This window comes from Pseudarthrobacter siccitolerans, assembly GCF_030823375.1.
GTDB classification, from domain to species: Bacteria; Actinomycetota; Actinomycetes; order Actinomycetales; family Micrococcaceae; genus Arthrobacter; species Arthrobacter siccitolerans_A.
This window is the reverse complement of sequence record NZ_JAUSXB010000001.1, coordinates 3219742-3240857: the sequence shown is the minus strand read 5'-3', so window position 1 is coordinate 3240857 and position 21116 is coordinate 3219742. Positions and strand designations below refer to the sequence as shown.

Below are 21116 nucleotides of genomic sequence, written 5' to 3'. Positions count from 1 at the left end.
AAACGTCACACCAGCCCTGCGCATTACTCCAAAAGTCGAAAAGAGAAGCACTAAGGCGCAATTCTGCCGGTGCACCGCCGATCTGTGTAGCCTCGTGACGATCAAGGGCATGTGCCAGAAGCATTGTGCCGGAAAAATTGTGAGGAGACCGGAAAAGATGAGCCTCAGCGAACTGCGGTTGTTCGGGCGGTCAGGCACGCCGATCAGCCCGCTGACCTTGGGCACCATGAACTTCGGCGAGGGAACCGGCGGGCCGCCCGGCGCCCCCACCGGAGCCGAGGAGAGCATCCGGATCATCCACTCCGCGCTGGACGCCGGCATCACCTCCATCGACACTGCCGACGTCTACTCGCAGGGCGAGTCGGAGCAGGTTGTTGGGCGTGCACTGCGCGGCCGCCGGGACGACGTCTTCCTGGCCACCAAGTTCCATGGCCAGATGAGTCCCAATCCTGCCCATTCCGGCAACTCCCGGCGCTGGATCACCCAGGCCGTGGAAGGCAGCCTCCGCCGCCTGCAGACTGACCGGATCGACCTGTACCAGGCGCACCGGCCGGACTACAACACCGATGTCCTGGAGACGATTACCACCCTCAACGACCTGATCAAGCAGGGAAAGATCCTCTACTACGGCACGTCGGTGTTCACGCCCGCGCAGCTGGTGGAGGCCCAATGGGTCGCCACCACCAACCACCTGATTCCGCCCCTCGGCAACCAGGTGCCCTACTCCATGCTGGTACGCGCCAACGAACGCGACGTATTCCCCATCGCCCAGCAATACGGGCTCGGCGTGCTGGCCTATGGTCCGCTGGCCGGCGGCTGGCTGTCAGGCGATTTCGTCCTGGATTCAGGAAAGGCGCCCACCCGGGTCCATTCACTGCCCGGCCGCTACGATATCTCGGGTCCGGCCAGCGAGCGGAAGCTGCACGCGGCGGACGCCCTGGCCCGGCTGGCCGACAAGCTGGAGCTCCCGCTGGTGGACCTCGCCATCGGCTTCGCCCTCACGCACCCGGCCATCAGCAGTGTGATCATCGGGCCGCGCAGCGAGGAGCACCTGGCAGCCTACCTGAAGGCGGCGGACGTCCAGCTCGGTGAGTCGGTGCTGGATGCGATTGACGACGTGGTGCCGCCGGGCACGAACTTTGTGGAGCGGGACGCGGGCGCCATCGTTCCCTCCCTCGAGTTCGCAGAATTACGACGACGGTAGTCCCGTCCCGCCATCGGCCCGCCTGGAGGTGGAGGCCAACGCTGCCGAACTTCCCCGCGCTGCGACGTTTACGAAAGGACCGCCACCTGGCCTGCCGGCCACGCCCTTGACTGGACAGGGCAAGGCTCCTACGGTCAATATCGAGAGTCCCGAATCAAGATTTCAAGGGCGTCCAATGCCAATGTCCGAAGAGGAGCGGAGGCTCCTCAAGGAGCTGGAGCTCGGGCTGATCGCCGACGATCCGCACCTGGCGATGGAACTGCTGTCCGGTCACCCAACACGCCGGTTCAGGTCCGGTGTCTACTACGGTTCAGCCGCGGGCCTGCTGGGCCTCGTAGTCTTCATTACCGGCGTCAGCAGCCACATCATCGGGGCCGGCATTACCGGGTTCCTGCTGATGGCCCTCGGCACCTGCCTCGTGCTGGGCAAGCGCACGCTCAATCGACGTGGCGGGCAAGGACAGACGGGGTAGTCCTTCGCCGCCTGCCGGCTCCCCCTGCCCTGAAGCACGTGGAAGCAGGAAAACCAGCCCGGCCAGGACGGCTGCCGCTCCGATCCAGCCCGCTGCCGGAAGGCGCTCCCCCACCACCAGGACCGCCAGCACCGCCGCCACCACCGTTTCCACCAGCGAAAGGCCGGTGGCGGTGCTCGCGCGGATCCGGGCCAGGCCCCACCCGAACAGGACGTATCCGGCAAACATTGGGACGAGGGCCATGTAGGCCCCGACGCCGAAATTCGTCCAGGACTCGGCGAGCGGCCGGCCGGTAAGGAAGAGAACGGGCATCAGCAGCACCCCACCCGCCCCGAAAACTGCCCCCATGGTGGCGCGGGAGGACACACCGCTCCCAATCAGTCGATGGGCAGCCCAGGAGTAGAGGGCATACGTGGTGCCCGCAACCAGCCCCAGCAGTATCCCCGCTGGCGCAGTCCATGACCCCAGGGCCAGGCCCAGCCCGGCGGCGCTGCCGGCGCCATCGATAGCGGGACTGCCGGCATCACCGGCATCGGGCCGTTGCCCGGCAACGGACAGCAGCACGGCGCCGCCGACGCCGAGCAGCGCCCCTGCCAGCCAGCGGCGGGTGAGCGGCTTCCGGTCGGCAAAGCGCTCGATGACCGCTGCGGCCACAGGGGCTGAGCCAATGGAAACCACTGTTCCCACGGCGACGCCGGCAAGATGCATCGAGGTGTAAAAGGCCAAGGGATAAACCGCGACGGCCAATGCCCCCAATGACACCAGCGGCCATTGCTCCAAAAGCCGCCGCCATTGCCTGCGGATCGGCCCTGCCGCGTACAGGGCCTGCAGCAGGCCGCCCACTCCCATCGCCACAGCACCGATGGCAAGGGGGCTGACTGCCGGCGCCAGCGTGGCAGCCGTTCCGGTGGTACCCCACAGGACCGATGCGGCCAGCACAAAAACCGCACCCCAGCCCGGCCCGGACAGATGGCCGCTCCCGGACCTCCGGTCTTTTCGCCGGAACCGCCGGGACCGCCCGGAGACGCGCCGGGTGGAAGCCGTCACAGCCCGGCCAGCATCTGCGCGGCAATTGTTCGGCCCTCCAGAAGGCGGGCATCCCCGCCTTCGAGTCCCGCCCGGACCATGGCGCCCTCCAGGACGAAGGCCAAATGGGCGCCAAGCCGGGCGCCGCGTTCGTCCTGCCCTGGGAGCAACTCCCCCAGGTGCCCGGCCAGCAGCGCCTCAACTTCTTCCTTGTGGCGCCAGACCGCTAACCGCCCCGGGCTGCCGGCGGGCAGTTCTGCCGCCGCGTTGAGTAGCCCGCAGCCCCGGAATCCATGCTCATAGGCGAACCGCGCGTGATCAACATAGGCATCAAAAACGGCCAGCACCCGTTCCCTGGGTCCGGCAGCGCCGTCCACCCGCGCCTGATACAGGCCGAGCCATTCCTCATGCCGGGCTTCAAGGTAAGCGGCCACCAGGTCCGACTTGGAAGCGAAGTTGTTGTACAGGCTCTTTTTGGCCACTCCAGCCTCGGCCGTAATCGCGTCGATGCCCGTGGCACCGACGCCCCGGGCATAAAAGAGCCTTGCGGCGGCCTCAAGCAGGAGCTCCCGGGCGCGCTTTTTCGTTGGCAGGGATACGTCAGCCGCAGACATTGGAGCTCCTCTTCGTAATGGTAGGTAGACCAGTCTACCTACCCCAGTGCCGCTAAAGCGAGCCTTTCCCAAAGTTGTAGTGATGGAAACCCTGATGAGGCGTAACCTGAAGGCGTTTCAGCGCTGAGGAGGCGGCTGTGGGTTCAATCGATGGACGTCTGGCGCTCGTGACCGGTGCGACCGGCGGGCTGGCAAAGGCGGTGGCCGCAGGGCTCGCCCGCGAAGGGGCCGCAATTGTCGTCGTCGGACGTTCCATCGCCCGCGCCGAGGAAGCAATGGCGGGCATCCGCGCCCAGGTGCCCGGCGCCACGCTCGAGCCGCTGGCATGTGACCTGTCGGTCCAGTCCTCCATCCGCTCGGCGGCGACAGACTTCCTGTCCCGGCACGAACGGCTGGACGTACTGGTCAACGCTGCGGGCGTGTTCCGGAAGGAACGCCACGTGACTCCGGACGGGCTCGAGCTGACTTTCGCTACAAACGTGATGGCCTATTTCCTGCTGACCAACCTGCTGATGGACGCACTGAAGAGCGGGGCGGCCGCTGGCAATGGTGGTGATGCCCGCATCGTGAATGTGGCTTCGAGATACGGCAAAACCAGCCTGGATTTCGACGACCTCCAGACGGCGAAGGGTAAGTACAGCTACCTTCGCTCCACGCCGCCCACCATGCTGGCCCGCGTCCTCCTCACCCAGGAGTTTGCCGAACGGCTTCGGGGAACGGGGGTGGTGGCAAACGCCGTGCATCCCGGTCTGGTCAAAAACACCGCGTTGCTGGCGGACGTCGGCGGCCCGTTCCGCTGGATCACCAACACTATCGGCGCCCCGGCCGAAAAGGCTGCCGACACCGTAATCTGGCTTGCCGGCTCACCCGAAACCGCCGGGGTGTCAGGGAAACTGTGGGCAAGCCGGAAGGAGCTGCCCACGCCCGGGATGGGCTCGGATCCTGAAGCCCGCCGGCGTTTGTGGGAGGCCTGCAGCCGCCTCGCAGAACTTTCTTGAATCCCCAACCCATCCGCCGCGGCGATGGCGCCGAACCGCAGGGAGAAGAACTCCCATAAGAGCGGACGGAGCGATGGACGAAAAGGACCAACAGGCACTGACCGGGGGTGTGATCCAGGAGCACGATCTTGACCTGGCCCAGCTGTGGCTCGACTACGCCGCGCTGGGCGGCAGCGCCACGCAACAGGACATCAAGGGCTACAGCGCGGGACTCATCAGCCTTCCCTCGAAAGAGCGCGACATCCTGTCCCAGGCGGTCAACGAGCGTTCGGATGCTGCAGGACGCCCTCGTGAACTGTTGGCGATGGCCCCCTACAGTGATTCTCCGCTCACCAATGCGCGGAAGGATCCCCCGGGCCCCTGCTAAGCGTTTCAGGCCCGGGCGCGCGAGTTGAGGGTGTCCCTGATTCCGTTCAGTGCCGGGTCGCGCAACGACATAAACGCCGGTTTCAGGAGCGGCTGGATTATCTTCGCGGGACCCTTGATGCTGAACTCGGCGGCGTATGTGACCACCGAGCCATCGCCGGCAGGACTGACGTCGATGGAGTCGAAAGCGGTGACGGTCTTATTTTCGCCGCGGAGCTTGATGTGGTTCTCCGTCAGTTCGATGACCTCATACTCGAGGGACTGCCGCTTTCCCCGGAATTCGGACTCGGCATGGTACCGGTGCCCTACAGCCACCGGGCCCGGCGTCAGTTTATTCATCACCGGGGTGCTGGGATCCCACTCGCTGGTGTTCTCGAACTCCCGCATGTAGGCGAAGGCCTGGCTGGCGGGCAGTTTTGTTTCCACACTTCCGGTGACTGTGATCATCACCCCAGTGTAGGAATCGCGCCGTCGGAAACCTACCCCCGACGCGGCCCGGTCCTCAAGGCTCCCTGTCTTGGCAGCTCCCCATCAGCGGCGGGACGAGGGGAGTTGGGCGGCCGCCATCTTGAAGCACAGCTTTCCGCCCAACTCCTGCGGCCTGATCCACAGTTCAAAGCCCTCCGCGGCGGCAAACAGCGTCCTGCCACCGCCGGCGTCTGCCGCGATCCACACGGCAGAGGAGTCTTCCATGGCGTCGTCCACCACGCCGGTGCGGACAATCTCGAAGTTCTTTCGGACCTCGACCGGCGTTCCAATGAGCCGGCGCCAGTCATGATAGCGGTACGGCTTCACGGTCCTGTGCCGGCCATTTCCCATTGTGACCACACCGTCCCCACCATGTCCTTGCTCCACCGGTGAGGCCGGTCAGCAGGCTTCGAAGTCCGTCAGGACCTTGACCTTGCCCGCTGAAGCGGACGCCGTGTCGAAGGTGTAGCCGATCCACTCCCTGGCCAGGCGGCGGGCAAGTTCGATGCCCACCACGCGCTGGCCCATGGTGAGGACCTGGCAGTCGTTGGAAAGGATGGAACGCTCCACGGAGAACGAGTCGTGGGCGGCGGTGGCCCTGATTCCTTCGACTTTGTTGGCTGCGATGGCCACCCCGATTCCGGTGCCGCAAAAGAGAATGGCACGGTCGGCGGCGCCGTCCCGGATCATTTCCCCGGCAGCGATCCCCACATACGGGTAGGGCCGGGTGAAGTCGTCCCGGGCATCCGTCCGGTTGACGCCGATGTCGATAACTTCGCTGACACGGGGATCCTGCCGGAGGTCCTCAAGGACCTTGTCCTTGTAGTCCACTCCCGCTTCGTCCGCGCCCACAATCAGCCGCAGTCCCATGGCTTGTCCTTCCGTTTTATGCTCGTGCGCGCGCTAATGCTTGCGCTCCGGTTTATGCTTGCGCCGGTCTCATGACTGCGCGGGATTATGCTTGCGCGGGTTTATGCTTGCGCACCGGCCGGTTCCCGGGCGGGAGCGGCCGTGAAGTGGGGGCCCATAACGGTGAACACCATAGCCAGGGACGTGGCGCCGGGGTCCGGCGTTCCGAGGCTCTTCTCGGCCAGCGGGCGGGCCCGTCCCTTCAACGGCAGCAGGCCTGCGGTGGCCGTTGCCGCTGAGGTGGCGAGCACGGCCGCCTCCTCCCACGCCTTGCCGGACGGCTGGCCCTCCGCAGCCAGGCGGCTGAATTCGGCTGCAAAAGGCAGCAGGGCATCCACCATGGTTTTGTCGCCGGTTTCCGCTTTGCCCAGCTGGACGATCCGGTCCGCGAACGCAGTTACCGCTGCGGCCAGTTCCACTGCGTCCGGGGCCGCTGAATTCCCCACGCATTCGCCGAAGGCCCGCAGCCCGGCGCCCCAAAGGACACCGGAGGTCCCGCCTGCCTTGTCGGCCCAGGCGTCGCCGGCTGCAATGAGCACGTCACCGGCGCCGCCTCCTTGCCCCAGGGCGATGGACGCTGCAGCGGCCGCGGCATCAATGCCACGGACCATCCCCCGGCCGTGGTCGCCGTCACCTGCGATCGCGTCCAGCCTGCCAAGTTGCTCTTCAGCTTCGTGGATCGAGGACCTGGCTGCTTCCAGTGCCGCAACGCAGGCGCCGGCATAGTCCCGGGAGCCTGCAGTGGCAACGAACGCGGCAACGTCTGCGCCGCCGTCGGACGTTCCTTCAACAGCCAACACACCTGCCTCCCGGGACGCGTTTCCGCGGCGGTAGGCGGGGGTCTCTGCAGGAGCAACCCAGAGCGGCTCCAGCTCCTCGTCCAGCCAGGTGACCGTGAGCGAGACGCCGGCCATGTCCAGGCTGGTGACCAGTTCGCCTACCTCAGGCATCACCAGGGTGTAGCCGGCTGCGCGAAGCAGCGGCGCCACCGTTCCCCACAGGACGAAGAGCTCTTCAAGTTTGGTGGAACCCAGCCCGTTGAGGATCGCGGCAATGCGCGTCCCCGTTCCCTCCGGCGTCTCCGCCAGCAACCGGGTCACCAGCTCCTGGCCAAGGTCCATCGCGGACGGGAGATCGGTGTCGAAGAGGCCCGACTCGCCGTGGATCCCGAGCCCCAGCCCCATCTGCCCGTCCGGGAGCGAGAACAGCGGGGCGGACGCACCCGGAAAGGTGCAGCCGGAGAAGGCGCTGCCAATGGTCCTTGTCCGGTCGTTGGCTTTGCGGCCCAGACGCACCACCTCGGCCAGGTCCGCGCCCGCTTCGGCGGCGGCGCCCATGATCTTGAAGACGGTGAAGTCGCCGGCGATGCCGCGGCGCTTGTCTGCTTCCGACGGCGGTGCGCTGGCGATGTCGTCCGTGACCAGGACGTTCTCCACGGCGATGCCTTCGGCGGCCAGCCGTTCGGAGGCCATGCCGAAGTTCATCACGTCGCCGGCGTAGTTGCCGTAGGTGAAAACGACGCCGGCACCGGACTCCGCGGCTTTGGCCACGGCGTACGCCTGCTGCGCGGAGGGCGAGGTGAAGATGTTGCCCACCACGGCGCCGTCAGCAAATCCCTGGCCGATCAGGCCGGCGAAGGCCGGGTAGTGCCCCGAGCCGCCCCCGGCCAGGACGGCCACCTTGGGCTGCGCAGGCCGGTGGCGCCGGACGGCGCCGCCCGCGACCTGGCGAACCAGGTCCGAGTGGATGTCACAGAAGCCGGCCAGGGCTTCCTCGACGAAATCTGAAGGGTCATTGAAGATCTTTGTCATGGTGGGCTCTCTGGCATCCGCGGTTTTCAGGGGGACCGTTAGTGCATGTGGCTTCCGCCGTTGATGTCCACTGTGGTGCCCGTAAGGTAGGCCGAGTCCTCGGAGGACAGGAAGGTGATCACGGCTGCCACTTCCTCGGTGGTGGCGTTGCGGCCCAGCGGGATGCCGGCGTTGATGGCGGCTTCCTGCTCCTCGGTGCTGCCCACGCGGATGTTGGTGTCAACAGCGCCGGGCGTGATGGCGTTGACGGTGACGCCGGTGGCGCCGAGTTCCCGGGCGAGGGCCTTGGTGAAGCCGAGGATGGCGGCCTTGGCTGCGGAGTAGGGGACCTTGCCGAAGACGCCGCCGCCGCGCTGGGCGGACACCGAGGACATATTCACGATCCGGCCCCAGCCGTTCTCGATCATGTCCGGCAGGAAGGCCTTGGTCACCAGGTAGGTGCCCGTGGCGTTGACGTCCATCACCTTGTGCCACAGCTCAAGGGTGGTCTCGAGGAACGGCACCGGCGAGGTGATGCCGGCGATGTTGGCCAGGGCACCGACGGGAGGCAGGTTGCCCGCGGCCACCTCGGCGGCGACTGCGACCTGGGCGGCCGTGACGGAAGCTTCATTCGCGACGTCGATTTCGTGGCCGAAAGCGGGGACGTTGAACTCGTTGCCGACCTCGGCAGCCACCTTGGCGGACTTCTCGCCGTCGAGGTCCAGGATGACTACTGCCCAGCCCTGGCTGGCGTAGCGGCGGGCGGTGGTGAGGCCGATGCCCCGGTCCGAGGTGGCCCCGGTGAGGACGGCGGTGCGCTGAATGGTGGTCATGGTTGCTCCTTGGGTTTTTGTTCAGTGTGGTGGGTTGGATCGATTGCTCCGCAGGCGCCGTTTTGAGGGGTCAAAAGGGCAGTCCTGGAGGAATCGATGGTCAAATCAGGTCGGTGATGAAGCTTGCGGCTTTGGCTGCCGCTGCCGGGCGCTCATGGTGCGTGACATCCCGGGTTTCCAGCTCGAGCGAGAAGTGCCCGGTGTAGCCCTGGGCAGCGAGCTGCTTAAGTCCGCCGGAGAAATCCGCGCTGCCATTGCCGATGCTGAGGTTGATATTCCCTGGCACGGCATCGCGAAGGTGGACGTGCGTGATGCGGCCCCGGTGCCGGTCCAGGTAATCGAGCGGTTGCTCGCCGGCCGCCACGATATGGCTGAAGTCCATAACAATTCCGACGCCGGAACCGGCAAGGCGGTCCGCGAGCAGTCCTGCGCGTTCAAGGTTCCAGCAGAACCGCAGGAAGTGCAGGGATTCGGTCCAGAGTTCGACGCCGAACTCCGCTGCCCGCTCACGGGCGCCGATCAGCTGGGCGGCGATGAGGTCCAGGTCCTCCTCCACGCCCCGGACCGGGTTGTGGTCCAGGGCGCCGCATGGGAGGACGAGTGCGTTGGCACCCGTGGCGGCGGCGAGGGCAAGCAGGGCGTCAAGGTGACGTTGCCGTGCTGCCGTGCCATCGGCGTCGAGCAGCGCATTCAGGTCGCCGATGTCCCCATTCACGGAGCGCACCCGGAGGCCCGACGCCATAACTTCGGCGGAGACCGTGCTGACGGCTGTGGCGGTGAGTTCGTAGGGGACGTGGTCACAGACCCCCGGAAGCGCACCCAGGTCGATTTCCTCGAAGCCCAGTTCCCCGATGGTGCGCAGGGCCGTGGGCAGCTCCTGGTGGCGGAAGCTGATGGATGAGCACCCAAGTCGGGAATGGAACATCGTTGATCCTCTGGTCAGTGCCGTGCAGTAGTGATGCCCACCACAGTAGCGCTGTCGTCTGTTGACAGTCAACTCTAAACATCGACTGTTGACAGTGAGCATGATGGAAGTCACACTGGGGATATCATTTGTTAACAGTCGACAGCGGCGGACTCCTTCAGCCGCTTTTCGAAAGGGAACCACCATGAGCAAAGATGCTCTGACCATGCGCGGTCCGGTCCACGGAACCAAGGACGCCAGGCGCGTTGCCGTTGGCTCCGGCGTGGGGGCCGTCATTGAGACCTATGACTTCATTGGCTTCGGCACCGCTGCTGCGCTGTACTTCGGAACTGCCTTCTTCCCCACCGGTGACCCCGTCACCGGTACCTTGGCGGCCTTCGCCACCCTGGGGGTCGGTTTCGCTGCCCGTCCCCTTGGCGGCATCATCGGCGGCCACCTCGGTGACAAGCTGGGCCGCAAGCCGGTGCTGGTCGCCTCGCTGATTCTCATGGGCGTGGCCACGTTCCTCATCGGCCTGCTCCCCACGTACAGCCAAGTGGGCCTGCTGGCCCCCGCATTGCTGGTGTTCGTCCGCATCGTCCAAGGCCTTGCTTTCGGCGCTGAATGGGGCGGGGCGATCCTGATGAGCTACGAGCACGCGCCGTGGAAGTCCAAGGGCAAGTACACCGGCATCGTTCAGGCCGGTTTCCCCGTTGGCCTGCTGCTCGCCAACCTGACCTTCCTGGTCAGCGTGAACCTGGGCGGAGAACTCGCCTGGCGCATTCCTTTCCTGGCCAGCATCGTGCTGGTGGTGGTCGGCCTGATCATTCGTTCCAAGGTCCCCGAGTCCCCGGTCTTTGATGAGGTCAAAGACAGCGGCGACATCGTCAAGTCCCCCATCGTTGAGGTCATCAAGACGGACTGGCGCAACATCGTCAAGGGCATCGGCCTCCGCGTTGCCGAGACCGCCGGCTACGCCGTATCCATCACCTACATGATTTCCTACCTCAACAGCCAGCACCTGGCCGACAAGACCCAGACCCTCGTGGCCCTCTGCATTGCGTCCGCCATCGGCATCTTCGCCACCCAGGCCTGGGCACGGCTGACGGACCGGATCGGCCGCCGTCCGCTCTACATCTGGTCATGCGCCTTCGCCGTCCTGTTCGCAGTACCGATGTTCCTGCTCGTCAACACCGGGATGTTCTTCTTCGTCATCGCCACCCTGGTGATCTCGTATGCGGTCTGCCAGAACTCGCTGGCAGGTGCCCAGGGGTCCTGGTTCCCGGAGCTTTTCCAGGCCAAGACCCGCGCTTCCGGCGCCAGCCTGGCCTACCAGATCTCCGCCATGGTCTCCGGTTTCACCCCGTTCATCACCACCCTGCTGTTCGTCAGCTTCGGCTGGATGGGCCCGGCACTCCTCTTCGGCACGTACGCCCTGATAGGACTCTGGGCCGCCGTCGCCACCCGGGAAACCTGGGGCAAGCGCGAACGCGAGCTGGCTGACGAAGCCACCAAAAGCACCCCCAACACGGTAAGCGTCTAATGAGCCTCACGCACGAAACGAACACGGAGCAAGCAATGCCAACCAATACCGTCCAGGACCTGGCAGCACAGGCCAGGGTGAACGACGACGGCGCTGTGCAGGGCCTCCTGGCCGGCGCCGGGACAGGGCAGGACCGCCTCGCAAAGATCAGCGCCGCGGCGTACCGGATCAGGCACCACGCCCTGAACATGGGTGAGGTGCAGGGCCAGGGCTATGTGGGCCAGGCCCTGGGCGCCGCGGACATGCTCGCCACCGTCTACGGCGACCAGCTGAACTTCCGCGCCGAGGATCCGCACTGGGAAGCACGGGACAGGTTCCTGCTCTCCACCGGCCACTACGCGATCGGCCACTACGCAGCGCTGGCCGAAGCCGGGATCGTCCCGGTCGAGGAGCTGGAAACGTATGGCTCGGACGATTCCCGGCTGCCGATGTCCGGGATGTCCACTTACACGCCCGGCATGGAAATCTCCGGCGGTTCCCTGGGGCACGGCCTGACCATCGCTGTGGGTATGGCCCTGGGCCTGCGGTACCAGGGCTCGAGCGCAAGGGTGTTCAACTTCCTCTCCGACGGCGAACTGGACGAAGGCTCCACCTGGGAGGCCGCCATGGGCGCCCATCACCACCAGCTGGGCAACCTCACCGCCATGGTAGACATCAATGCCCTGCAGGCCGACGGCAAGACAGACACGGTGCTGCGCACCGAGCCGGTGACCGAGAAGTGGGAATCATTCGGCTGGTACACCCAGCGCGTGGACGGAAACGACGTCGGCGCGCTGCTCGCAGCGTTCGACAACGCAGCCGCCCAGGCCGCCGCCGTCGGACGCCCTTCAGTGATCCTGTGCGACACCAAGGTGGGCCGCGGCGTACCCCTGCTCGAGGACCGCGAAAAGGCGCACTTCATGCGCATCGAAGAACACGAATGGCAGACCTGCCGCGAGCAGCTCACCGCCGGATACGAAGGAAAGGCTTCAGCATGAGCACCACCACCACGGCCGTTTCGGCACCTGCAGCCACGACAACAGCCGCGAAGCCGAAGCTCAAGACCTCGGCCATGATCGCCTCCTTTGCCGACCCCGGCCAGAAAACCAGCTCCGCACCGTTCGGGCACGCACTGGTCAAGGCCGCGCAGGAGAACGACAAGATCGTGGGCCTCACCGCGGACCTCGGCAAGTACACCGACATGCACATCTTCGCCAAGGCCTTCCCCGAGCGGTTCTTCCAGATGGGCATGGCCGAGCAGCTGCTCTTCGGCGCCGCGGCCGGCCTGGCCGAAACCGGGCTGGTGCCGTTCGCGTCCACGTACTCGGTGTTCGCCGCCCGCCGCGCCTACGACTTCCTGTGCCTCGACGCGGCCGAACCGAACCTGAACGTGAACATCGTGGGCGGCCTTCCCGGCCTGACCACCGGGTACGGCCCCAGCCACCAGGCCACGGAGGACATGGCGATCTTCCGTGGCATGCCTAACCTGACCATCGTGGACCCCTGCGACTCGATCGACATCGAGCAGGCAGTCCCGCAGCTGGCAGCCAGCGAAGGACCCACCTACCTGCGTCTGCTGCGCGGCAACGTGCCCACCGTGCTGGACGAGTACGGCTACACGTTCGAGCTCGGCAAGGCCAAGGTCCTGCGCGGAGGCAACGACGTTGTCTTCATATCTAGCGGCCTGATGACCATGCGCGCCCTGCAGGCAGCCAAGGCCCTGGCGGCACACAACGTGGACGTCGCCGTCGTCCACACCCCCACCATCAAACCCTTCGACGCCGAAACCGTCCTCGCCGAAATCAACACCGACCGTCTCGCTGTGACGCTGGAAAACCACTCCGTGGTGGGCGGTCTCTTCGAGACAGTAGCCTCCGCCGTGGTCACCGCAGGGCTTGGCAAGCGCGTGGTTCCCGTGGCACTGCCGGACCAGTTCCTCGACGCCGGCGCCCTGCCTACCCTGCACGACCGCTACGGCCTCGCGGTAGACCGTATCGTGGCAAAGGTGCTCGCCGAACTCGGCTAGCAGGCCCGCGCTGGACGGGGTTCAGGAGGGGCGATCATCAGGAGCAGAAAGCACGGCACCAGTCCCGTCCGGTGCCGTGCTTTCTGCCGTACTATCGAAACAACGACTGTAAACAGTTGACTTATGACATTGAGGACAGACGACATGGCCGGAATGACAGCACCACTGCTCGGGCTGCAGAAGAAAAGCCTGCGCGAGCAGGCGCTTTCGGCGCTGAGGACCGCCATCACCAGCGGTGAGCTGGAACCCGGCCGCCACCTGGTGGAAACCGAGCTCTCAGACATGCTGCAGATTAGCCGCGGCACGTTGCGTGAGGCACTCCGGCAACTGGAGCAGGAAGGCCTGTTGTCTGCCGGGCCCCGCGGCCGGCTTTCGGTCCGCCACCTGGATGAAAAGGAAATCCGCGACATCTACTCCGTCCGCGCCGCTTTGGAGTCCCTGGCCGCGCGGACCTTGTGTGAACTGCCGGACCGGCAGCACGTCATTGGCTCGCTGCGCTCAGCCATCGATGCGATGAAGGCGGCGGAGAAGGCAGGCCTGCAGGAGCGCGTTGAATCGGACCTGGAGTTTCACCGCACCCTGTGCCGGCTCACGGAGAACGAGACGCTGCTGCACACGTGGGAATCGCTGGAAGGCTCCATCCGCATGTCCATCATGTTTGCGGGGCTGGAGAAGGGCGTCAAAAACATGAGCGTGGACCGCCACCACGATATTGTGGCGGCGATCGAAACCGGTGACGCGTCCCTGGCCCGCAAGACCATCCGGGAGCACATGGACACTGCCGCGGCCAACCTGGTGGCCTGAGCTACCGCCCTTCGCACTACGCGGGAATCCCTTTGAGTTGCGGGCCGTTAACTGAATGTACGGAAGACGCCGCGCGTTTTAGCGAGGGATTGAATGAACGCGAAGTTTGTATCAGTTGAAGACGACGCCGGGAAGGTCACCCGCTATGTCCGCCATGCCAACGGCGGCGGGCTTATCGGTCCCGGTGCCATCGTCGCCGACACCGCCCGCATCGGGCCGATGACGTATGTGGAGCACGGCGCGCGGATCGGCTCGGGCTGCCGGATTGGCCATGGCAGCTGGATTGACCGCGATGCGACCATTGGCGACCGCGCGGTGATCGGTGACGGCGTGCGGATCGGCCGTGGCACAGTGGTGGGCAGCCGGGTGCATATCGGAAGCCATTCGCGGATTGGCTCCGGCGTCCTGATTGAGCACGGGGTGCACCTGCACACCGACACCACAGTTCCTGACGGCGGGCACGTCCCCTTGGGTCCGCACGTACGCGTCGGTGACCAGGCGAAGAACCGGCCGCACCGGAAGAGCAAAGGCCGGATGGCGGCCTGATCCTGCCGGCAGGGCAGGCGGCTCCTGACCGGCCAGCCTGAGTGCCGCCCGCTCCCCCTGTTTCGCCCGTTTCCTACGGCCTCGAGCTGCCCGTCAGCCGCACCTTCAATGCCGCAGCGGCCCACACCGCCAGCAGCAGCGCCACGAGCAACAGGCCTGCATCGCCCAGGTCGATGGACCCGAGCCATCCGGTGACCGGGTCCTCCACGGCGAATGCCGCGTTGGTGAAGCCGCCCAGCGTAATCACGGCGATGAACAAGGCGGACACAGCGGAGATGCCTGTCACCAGGGCGTTGAAGCCCAGTTTCCTTAGCGGGTCAGCGATGGCTGACCGATACATCCGCATCATGGCCATGCCGTTCAGGGAATCGCACAGGGTCATGGCGGCGGTGAACGCGAGCGGCAGTGCCAGCAAGGCGAAGGGCGGCACCCCGGCCAGGGACGCCGCCGTCGTCATCATCAGCAAACCGATGGTGGTGGCGGTGTCAAAGCCCAGACCGAACAGGAAGCCGATCACGTAGATGTTGCGCGGCCGCCGCACCCGGGACAGCGGCCGGGCGAGAAGCCGGGCCACCAGTCCCTGCGGCTGGAGGTCCAGCGGATCGACGGCAGCTCCGGCCCGTGCCCGGCGGTAGGCGCGGGCCGAGCGGGCGAACGCCGAGCCATTGAACAAGCCCATCGCCAGCAGGAACAGCCCGGAAACGCCGCTGCCGATCAGGCCGAGCACCAGGTTGCCAGCGGAGCCGTCCTGCATCACATCCCCCACCACCGCGGCGCCTGCGGTCACCAGGACACCGGCGAGCGTCACCACGGAGCTGTGGCCCAGGCTGAAGGCGAACCCGACACTCACCGGGTCCTGCCGGTCTGCCGCAAACTTGCGGGTGGAGTTGTCGATGGCCGCGAGGTGGTCCCAGTCGTAGCTGTGCTTCACGCCGGCGAGATAGGCGGTCAGGACCAGGCCCCAGGTGAGCGCCTGCGCACCTGTGCCGCCCGTGCTGCCCGTGCTGCCTGTGCTGCCGGTGCTGCCGGCGAGCAAAAGTACGATGGCGGCTGCGTGCAAGGCGGCGACCGCACCGAACATGCACAGCAGGCGGGTCCGCAGCGGCAGTGCTTCCCGCTCCCGGTACAGGGTGGCGATGTTCGTGATGGCTGTCATCAGTGCTTCCTCAGGTCCAGTGGTTCCTGCCCGTACCACTGCTTGCGGAGGAGGGCCGTGCAGGCGCCGAGAAGGAGGTTCAGTTCTCCGGTGCTGTTGGAGAGAGAGCGAAGGACCAGGCCGGTGGTTCCCTCGACGGTGCGGGTCAGTGAAATACCGGTCAAGGCGTCATGCACCGACGTTAGGTGGTGAAGCTCATCCGCGAGCGCCGGGTCCACGCGGGCGTCGACAACGATCAGCGACCCGAGGTGGCTGAAACCCTCCATGAACCCCAGCCCGGTGACATCCCCCATCGGTGGCCGGATCAGCAGGTTGTCGAGCGCCAGGAGCCGGCTGCCTTCGTCCGTTTCAACGTGGATCGCGTTCCGCAGCCGCACTTCCTCGTACCGGAAAGCGGCTCCGTCCGGAGACCACCCCGGAGTCACCACTTCAGCCATCACCAGGCTCGACGACGGCCGGACCGTCACGGAGGTCCGTTGCCGGTAGCTGGCCTCCCGGTAGGCAATGAGCTGGTCGGGCACCAGCTCCAGCCGGGCCCCCTCCCCCAGCCGCAGGCTCATCCGCTGCTCAGCAAACGAACCAGGAGTCCGGTAAACCTTCGTGGCGGACTGGGTGGTGAGCAAAAGGTCAGCACCGTCCCCGACTTCAACATCGAGGACAAACAGGTCCGCACCAAGATAAGCGCCCCCCGGATTCACAACGACATAACAAACCTGCCCGGAGTCATCCAGATAGTGCGGGCGAAGGACCCTCAAAGCGCCCCGATGGTACTGATGCGCCGCAACTGAACGCTGACCGCGCAAGGCGACCCGAAGCTCAAGCTCCCCCATGAGTGCTCGTCCGTGGTTGGGTCCGCCGGCTTCGCCGGATTTGGGGCCGTGCCCGCTTCGCGGTGCCCACCACGCCGCGGCCCCCAAATCCGGCCTCGCCGCCTCAGCGAGTACGTCACCTTTACGCAGGTCCACAGCCATGTCTATTGCGCCAGGTCGAGCATTAAGATGTCGTGCCGGATCCATTCAATGACCTTGTCCAGGCCCTCGTCAGTTTTCAGGTTAGTCAAACAAAAAGGCCTATCCCCTCTAAAGTCCTTCGAATCTTTCTCCATTACATTCAAATCCGCCCCGACGTGTGGGGCGAGGTCGGTTTTGTTGATGATGAAGAGGTCGGATTTGATCATGCCCTGGCCGGCTTTGCGCGGAATTTTCTCGCCTTGGGCCACGTCGATGATGTAGATGGAGAAATCGACGAGTTCGGGGCTGAAGGTGGCGGAGAGGTTGTCGCCGCCGGATTCGACGAAGATGACCTGCAGGTCGGGGTGCCGGGCTTTGAGTTCCTCGATGGCGGCGGTGTTCATGGAGGTGTCTTCGCGGATGGCGGTGTGCGGGCAGCCGCCGGTTTCGACCCCGATGATCCGGTCTACGGGGAGGATGCCGTTGGCGGCGAGGATTTTGGCGTCCTCGATGGTGTAGATGTCGTTGGTGATGGCGGCCATGGAGATTTCGCCGCTCATGTGCCGGGTGAGGCGCTCCACGAGCTGGGTCTTGCCGGCGCCCACCGGTCCGCCGATGCCGATTTTGATGGGTTCAGTCATTGTTTCCTCCTAAGAAAGCCAAAAGCGCAGTTAGCTCATGAACATCCGTGCACGTTGGCGTTCGTGCCGCATTTGTGAAATTTCGAGTCCGGGGGTGACGGCCCCGAAGTCGTCCGGCGTCAGGTGCGGAATGCATTCGACGGCGGCAGCGACGTCGTCGGCCGCTTGCCGCAGCAGCCGCTGGCCGGCGTTCTGCCCCAGTGGGATGGCGCGGACGGCGTTCTGGGTCAGGGACGTGACGGTGGCGAAAAGGTAGGCGGCGAGCGCTTCCCGCAGCGGCACACCGAGCGAACGGGCGACGACGGCGAACGCCAGCGGCTGATGCCCCGCGGCGCAGCCGTTGGTCACCAAGTCCCGATACACCCCCAGCTCAGTCGACGGAAACACCTCACTGCCAATCTCCAGCAGCCGCAAGCCCATCTTGACAGAGGCCTCCCGAACCTGCCGAGGCAAAAGCGAAGCAGAGAGCAAAGAATCCAGCTCCCCAACATCCCAGCCCTCATAAAAAAACCGAACGGCAAGGCCATCGGAATAGGTCAACTGCTGCCCAATAAACGCTGAGAGCCACCGCCCAAAAGAAGCCTCATCAGCGACCACCCCCGAAGCAACATAGCTCTCAAAACCGAAGGAGTGCGCAAAAGCCCCAGTAGGCAAAGCGGAATCAACCAATTGCTGCAAGGCAAGCTGGTAATTCATGACAAGCACCTCGACAAAAGGTGGGCTTTTGGATCGGCGGAGACGGGAGATAGGGGCCGCGGCGTGGTGGGCACCGCGAAGCGGGCACGGCCCCTATCTCCCGTCAAAGCCCCCAAGGCGCACCCGGTCGAAGGAGCCGAGTTAGTGCGAATGCTCAGCATGGCGGAAAGGCACAGGCATGACGCGTTCCTGGCGGGTGTAGGGCACTCCGACGTGGCGAAGGTAGTCCTCGACTGTGTGGTCGTAGGCGCACACCATGACGTCGGCCCCGTACTCGGACGCCGAGTCGAAGAACTGGGCCTGGAGGTGCCGGTTGCCGAGGGAGTGGGCCACGACGCCCATCTCGTGTATCGAACGGGGCGCGATCACCAGCACGTCGGTGGGCAGCACTGACACCACGATCATGTTGGATTTTTCCACGTGCAGGATGTCGCCGTCGCGCAGGTCGCCGGCGCCGGAGGGCAACCGGATGCCGATCTCCTTGCCGTGGTCGGTGGTGGCGCGCTGGATGCGTTTGACCAGCTGGGCGCTGGGCAGGACCACTTTTTCCTGGTGCAGGTTGGCATAGGCGTGCGGGTCCGGCAGTTCGTGCAGGTTGCCGAGGACTTTTTCGATGATCACGTGGTTCTCCGACGTTGGATGAGTTCTAGAACAGGAAGTAGCGCTGGGCCATGGGCAGGACGTCGGCGGGCTCGCAGGTGACGTCCTCGCCGTCGACCGTCACCTGGTAGGTTTCCGGGTCCACCTGGATATCCGGGGTCGCGTCGTTGTACTTGAGGTCGGCCTTGGTGAGGGTGCGGATTCCCGAGACGGGCCGGATAACCTTCTCCAGCCCCAGCTCGTGGGGCACCCCGGCGTCGATGGCTGCCTGCGAAAGGAACGTGATGGAGCACTGCTGGACTGCCTTGCCGAACGAGCCGAACATCGGACGCATGGTGCGGGGCTGCGGGGTGGGAATGGAGGCATTGGCGTCGCCCATGAGTGCGTAGGCAATCTGGCCGCCTTTGAGCACCAGCTCCGGTTTCACGCCGAAGAAGGCCGGATCCCACAGCACCAGGTCCGCAAACTTACCCACTTCCACGGAGCCCACCGAGTCCGCGATGCCCTGGGCGATGGCCGGGTTGATGGTGTACTTGGCCACGTAGCGCTTGAGCCGGAAGTTGTCGCTGCCCGCACTGCCGTGAGCGTCGGCTGCTTTGTCCCCGCGGGGGTCTTCCAGGACGCCGCGCTGCTTCTTCATCTTGTCCGCCACCTGCCACGTGCGGGTGATGACTTCACCCACACGGCCCATGGCCTGCGAGTCCGAGGAGGTGATGGAGAAGATGCCGAGGTCCTGCAGCACGTCCTCGGCGGCGATGGTCTCGGCCCGGATCCGGGAATCGGCGAAGGCGACGTCCTCAGGGATATCCGGGTTGAGGTGGTGGCAGACCATCAGCATGTCCAGGTGCTCTTCGATGGTATTGCGCGTGTACGGCAGCGTGGGGTTGGTGGACGCCGGCAGGACGTTGGGCATCCCGGCGATCTTGATGATGTCCGGGGCGTGCCCGCCGCCGGCGCCTTCGGTGTGGAAAGTGTGGATGACGCGGCCGTTGATGGCACGGATGGTGTCCTCCACGAACCCGCACTCGTTCAACGTGTCGGTGTGGATGGCCACCTGGACGTCGTATTCGTCGGCCACAGTCAGGGACATGTCGATCGAGGAGGTAGTGGACCCCCAGTCCTCGTGGACTTTCAAGCCGATGGCCCCGGCGCGGATCTGCTCGGCCAGGGGTTCGACGGCGGATGCGTGGCCCTTGCCGAACAGGCCGATGTTCACGGGGAATCCCTCAGCCGCCTGCAGCATCCGCTGGATGTGCCACTTTCCGGGGGTCACGGTGGTGGCCTTGGTGCCTTCGGCGGGGCCGGTGCCGCCGCCGATCATCGTCGTCACGCCGCTGGTCAGTGCCGTGGGGATCTGGTCCGGGGAGATGAAGTGGATGTGCGTGTCCACGCCCCCGGCGGTAAGGATCTTGCGTTCCCCCGCGATGATCTCGGTGCTGGCGCCGATCACGATGTCCACGCCATCAGTGATCTGCGGGTTGCCGGCCTTGCCGATCCGGAAGATGTGCCCGTCTTTGAGGGCGACGTCCGCCTTGTAAATGCCGGTGTAGTCCAGGATTACCGCGTTGGTGATGACGGTGTCGGGGATGTCCTCGTCCCGGGTAGCCTGGCCGTTCTGGCCCATCCCGTCCCGGATAACCTTGCCGCCGCCGAACACCACCTCCTCGCCGTAGACCGTGAGGTCCTTCTCAATCTCGAGGAACAGGTCCGTGTCTGCCAGGCGGATGGCGTCGCCCGTGGTGGGGCCGTAAAGATCGGCGTATTGCCGGCGGGGAATTTCAAAGCTCACTGGGCGTCCTTCTCTTCATGGCCGGGCTGAGCCAGTTTGCCGTTGACCGCATTGCTGAGCCCGTACACCTCGCGGCTGCCGGCGAGTTCGATCAGCCGGACGTTCCGGGAGTCCCCCGGTTCGAACCTGGCGGCGGTCCCTGCCGGTATGTCCAGCCGGCGGCCATAGGCTGCTTCGCGGTCAAAGGCCAGAGCGGCGTTGGCTTCGGCAAAGTGGAAGTGCGAGCCCACCTGGACGGGCCTGTCGCCGGTGTTGGTGACAACGACGTCGATCGCCTCCCGCCCGGCATTCGCCGTCACCGGTTCGGGGCGAAGGATGTACTCTCCTGGAATCATGGCCTGCCCTTCAGCGGATGGGGTCGTGGACGGTGACGAGCTTGGTGCCGTCCGGGAAAGTTGCCTCGATCTGCACGTCGTGGATCATTTCCGGCACGCCTTCCATCACGTCCTCCCGGCCCAACAAGGTGGTGCCGTAGCTCATCAGCTCGGCGACGGTGCGGCCGTCCCGGGCCCCCTCGATCAACTCGTAACTGATGACGGCAACGGCCTCGGGATAGTTGAGCTTGAGTCCGCGGGCCTGGCGGCGGCGGGCCAGATCGGCGGCCACCACGATCAATAGCTTTTCCTGCTCACGGGGCATGAGATGCATAGAGGTCCCTTCAACGGCCAGCGGACGGCTCCTGCCCACAATAGGTTGCGGACGTTTCAGCCACGTTTCAGGCCTATTATGCGGGGCTCTCCACTTCCGGAGCGTGCAACGCGCAGCGCGGGGTTTCCCCAGGTTTCATTCCGCCCACCGGGAG

The 21116-nt window shown here is 65.4% G+C and carries 24 protein-coding genes and 1 pseudogene; 9 read left to right on the top strand and 16 right to left on the bottom strand.

Features of this window, described 5'->3' with window-relative positions; genetic code table 11:
* Window positions 1-157: 157 nt before the first annotated feature.
* The gene (locus tag QFZ36_RS15080; RefSeq protein WP_306637717.1) at window positions 158-1204 is read left to right on the top strand and encodes an aldo/keto reductase; all 1047 of its coding nucleotides are present in this window, start codon (window positions 158-160) and stop codon (window positions 1202-1204) included.
* Window positions 1104-1559: pseudogene (locus QFZ36_RS15075) on the top strand (DUF3040 domain-containing protein); the annotation flags it as partial. The gene QFZ36_RS15080 and the pseudogene QFZ36_RS15075, both read left to right, overlap by 101 nt.
* On the opposite strand, the gene QFZ36_RS15070 reads toward QFZ36_RS15075, so the two are convergent.
* On the bottom strand, window positions 1515-2645 hold the full coding sequence (locus QFZ36_RS15070) for a DMT family transporter (protein ID WP_306639236.1): 1131 nt from the start codon (window positions 2643-2645) through the stop codon (window positions 1515-1517). The pseudogene QFZ36_RS15075 and the gene QFZ36_RS15070 overlap by 45 nt on opposite strands.
* Before the next feature lie 74 nt (window positions 2646-2719).
* Window positions 2720-3316, bottom strand: coding sequence for a TetR/AcrR family transcriptional regulator (locus QFZ36_RS15065; RefSeq protein ID WP_306637716.1), 597 nt, complete (start codon window positions 3314-3316; stop codon window positions 2720-2722).
* Window positions 3317-3453: 137 nt separating this feature from the next.
* Here QFZ36_RS15065 and QFZ36_RS15060 point away from each other — a divergent pair, with 137 nt between their 5' ends.
* Together QFZ36_RS15060 and QFZ36_RS15055 are read left to right on the top strand one after the other, a co-directional pair.
* Window positions 3454-4314 (top strand): SDR family NAD(P)-dependent oxidoreductase, encoded by an 861-nt coding sequence (locus QFZ36_RS15060; protein ID WP_306637715.1) that lies wholly within the window; start codon window positions 3454-3456, stop codon window positions 4312-4314.
* A gap of 73 nt (window positions 4315-4387) precedes the next feature.
* Window positions 4388-4681: a hypothetical protein gene (locus QFZ36_RS15055; RefSeq protein ID WP_306637714.1), complete on the top strand. Its 294-nt coding sequence runs from the start codon at window positions 4388-4390 to the stop codon at window positions 4679-4681.
* A 5-nt stretch (window positions 4682-4686) separates the two neighbouring features.
* Here QFZ36_RS15055 and QFZ36_RS15050 read toward each other — a convergent pair whose 3' ends face one another.
* The 6 genes from QFZ36_RS15050 to QFZ36_RS15025 form a co-directional block, all read right to left on the bottom strand.
* Window positions 4687-5127 carry an SRPBCC family protein gene (locus QFZ36_RS15050; protein ID WP_306637713.1) on the bottom strand — a complete coding sequence of 147 codons (441 nt, stop codon included), beginning with the start codon at window positions 5125-5127 and terminating at the stop codon, window positions 4687-4689.
* Window positions 5128-5211: 84 nt separating this feature from the next.
* The gene (locus tag QFZ36_RS15045) at window positions 5212-5499 is read right to left on the bottom strand and encodes a hypothetical protein (protein ID WP_306639235.1); all 288 of its coding nucleotides are present in this window, start codon (window positions 5497-5499) and stop codon (window positions 5212-5214) included.
* A gap of 48 nt (window positions 5500-5547) precedes the next feature.
* Window positions 5548-6018, bottom strand: a complete 471-nt coding sequence (locus QFZ36_RS15040; RefSeq protein WP_306637712.1) for an RpiB/LacA/LacB family sugar-phosphate isomerase — start codon at window positions 6016-6018, stop codon at window positions 5548-5550.
* A gap of 101 nt (window positions 6019-6119) precedes the next feature.
* Window positions 6120-7868, bottom strand: a complete 1749-nt coding sequence (locus QFZ36_RS15035; protein WP_306637711.1) for a dihydroxyacetone kinase family protein — start codon at window positions 7866-7868, stop codon at window positions 6120-6122.
* Window positions 7869-7906: 38 nt separating this feature from the next.
* Window positions 7907-8680 (bottom strand): SDR family NAD(P)-dependent oxidoreductase, encoded by a 774-nt coding sequence (locus QFZ36_RS15030; protein ID WP_306637710.1) that lies wholly within the window; start codon window positions 8678-8680, stop codon window positions 7907-7909.
* 100 nt (window positions 8681-8780) lie between these two features.
* Window positions 8781-9605, bottom strand: a complete 825-nt coding sequence (locus QFZ36_RS15025) for a sugar phosphate isomerase/epimerase family protein (RefSeq protein WP_306637709.1) — start codon at window positions 9603-9605, stop codon at window positions 8781-8783.
* Window positions 9606-9789: 184 nt separating this feature from the next.
* On the opposite strand from QFZ36_RS15025, the gene QFZ36_RS15020 reads away from it, so the two are divergent.
* The 5 genes from QFZ36_RS15020 to QFZ36_RS15000 all read left to right on the top strand — a co-directional run bounded on the left by QFZ36_RS15020 (window position 9790) and on the right by QFZ36_RS15000 (window position 14482).
* Window positions 9790-11127 (top strand): MFS transporter, encoded by a 1338-nt coding sequence (locus QFZ36_RS15020; RefSeq protein WP_306637708.1) that lies wholly within the window; start codon window positions 9790-9792, stop codon window positions 11125-11127.
* 35 nt (window positions 11128-11162) lie between these two features.
* Window positions 11163-12104, top strand: coding sequence for a transketolase (locus tag QFZ36_RS15015; RefSeq protein ID WP_306637707.1), 942 nt, complete (start codon window positions 11163-11165; stop codon window positions 12102-12104).
* Window positions 12101-13132, top strand: coding sequence for a transketolase family protein (locus QFZ36_RS15010; RefSeq protein WP_306637706.1), 1032 nt, complete (start codon window positions 12101-12103; stop codon window positions 13130-13132). Before QFZ36_RS15015 ends, QFZ36_RS15010 begins: the two co-directional genes overlap by 4 nt.
* 144 nt (window positions 13133-13276) lie before the next feature.
* Complete coding sequence (locus QFZ36_RS15005) at window positions 13277-13936, top strand: GntR family transcriptional regulator (RefSeq protein ID WP_306639234.1); 660 nt, start codon at window positions 13277-13279, stop codon at window positions 13934-13936.
* Between the two features lie 93 nt (window positions 13937-14029).
* Window positions 14030-14482 (top strand): transferase, encoded by a 453-nt coding sequence (locus tag QFZ36_RS15000; RefSeq protein WP_306637705.1) that lies wholly within the window; start codon window positions 14030-14032, stop codon window positions 14480-14482.
* 73 nt (window positions 14483-14555) lie between these two features.
* Here the strand turns inward: QFZ36_RS15000 and QFZ36_RS14995 are convergent, their stop codons facing one another.
* The 8 genes from QFZ36_RS14995 to QFZ36_RS14960 all read right to left on the bottom strand — a co-directional run bounded on the left by QFZ36_RS14995 (window position 14556) and on the right by QFZ36_RS14960 (window position 20962).
* Complete coding sequence (locus QFZ36_RS14995; protein WP_306637704.1) at window positions 14556-15638, bottom strand: HoxN/HupN/NixA family nickel/cobalt transporter; 1083 nt, start codon at window positions 15636-15638, stop codon at window positions 14556-14558.
* Complete coding sequence (locus QFZ36_RS14990; RefSeq protein ID WP_306639233.1) at window positions 15638-16468, bottom strand: urease accessory protein UreD; 831 nt, start codon at window positions 16466-16468, stop codon at window positions 15638-15640. Before QFZ36_RS14990 ends, QFZ36_RS14995 begins: the two co-directional genes overlap by 1 nt.
* 143 nt (window positions 16469-16611) lie before the next feature.
* On the bottom strand, window positions 16612-17229 hold the full coding sequence (ureG, locus tag QFZ36_RS14985; protein ID WP_306637703.1) for an urease accessory protein UreG: 618 nt from the start codon (window positions 17227-17229) through the stop codon (window positions 16612-16614).
* A gap of 30 nt (window positions 17230-17259) precedes the next feature.
* Entirely contained in the window at window positions 17260-17925 is a 666-nt protein-coding gene (locus tag QFZ36_RS14980) for an urease accessory protein UreF (protein ID WP_306637702.1), read from the bottom strand.
* A gap of 141 nt (window positions 17926-18066) precedes the next feature.
* Complete coding sequence (gene ureE / locus QFZ36_RS14975) at window positions 18067-18546, bottom strand: urease accessory protein UreE (RefSeq protein ID WP_306637701.1); 480 nt, start codon at window positions 18544-18546, stop codon at window positions 18067-18069.
* A gap of 25 nt (window positions 18547-18571) precedes the next feature.
* On the bottom strand, window positions 18572-20314 hold the full coding sequence (gene ureC, locus QFZ36_RS14970) for an urease subunit alpha (protein WP_306637700.1): 1743 nt from the start codon (window positions 20312-20314) through the stop codon (window positions 18572-18574).
* Window positions 20311-20649, bottom strand: a complete 339-nt coding sequence (locus QFZ36_RS14965) for an urease subunit beta (RefSeq protein WP_306637699.1) — start codon at window positions 20647-20649, stop codon at window positions 20311-20313. Before QFZ36_RS14965 ends, ureC begins: the two co-directional genes overlap by 4 nt.
* Before the next feature lie 10 nt (window positions 20650-20659).
* The gene (locus tag QFZ36_RS14960) at window positions 20660-20962 is read right to left on the bottom strand and encodes an urease subunit gamma (RefSeq protein ID WP_306637698.1); all 303 of its coding nucleotides are present in this window, start codon (window positions 20960-20962) and stop codon (window positions 20660-20662) included.
* Window positions 20963-21116 lie beyond the last annotated feature (154 nt).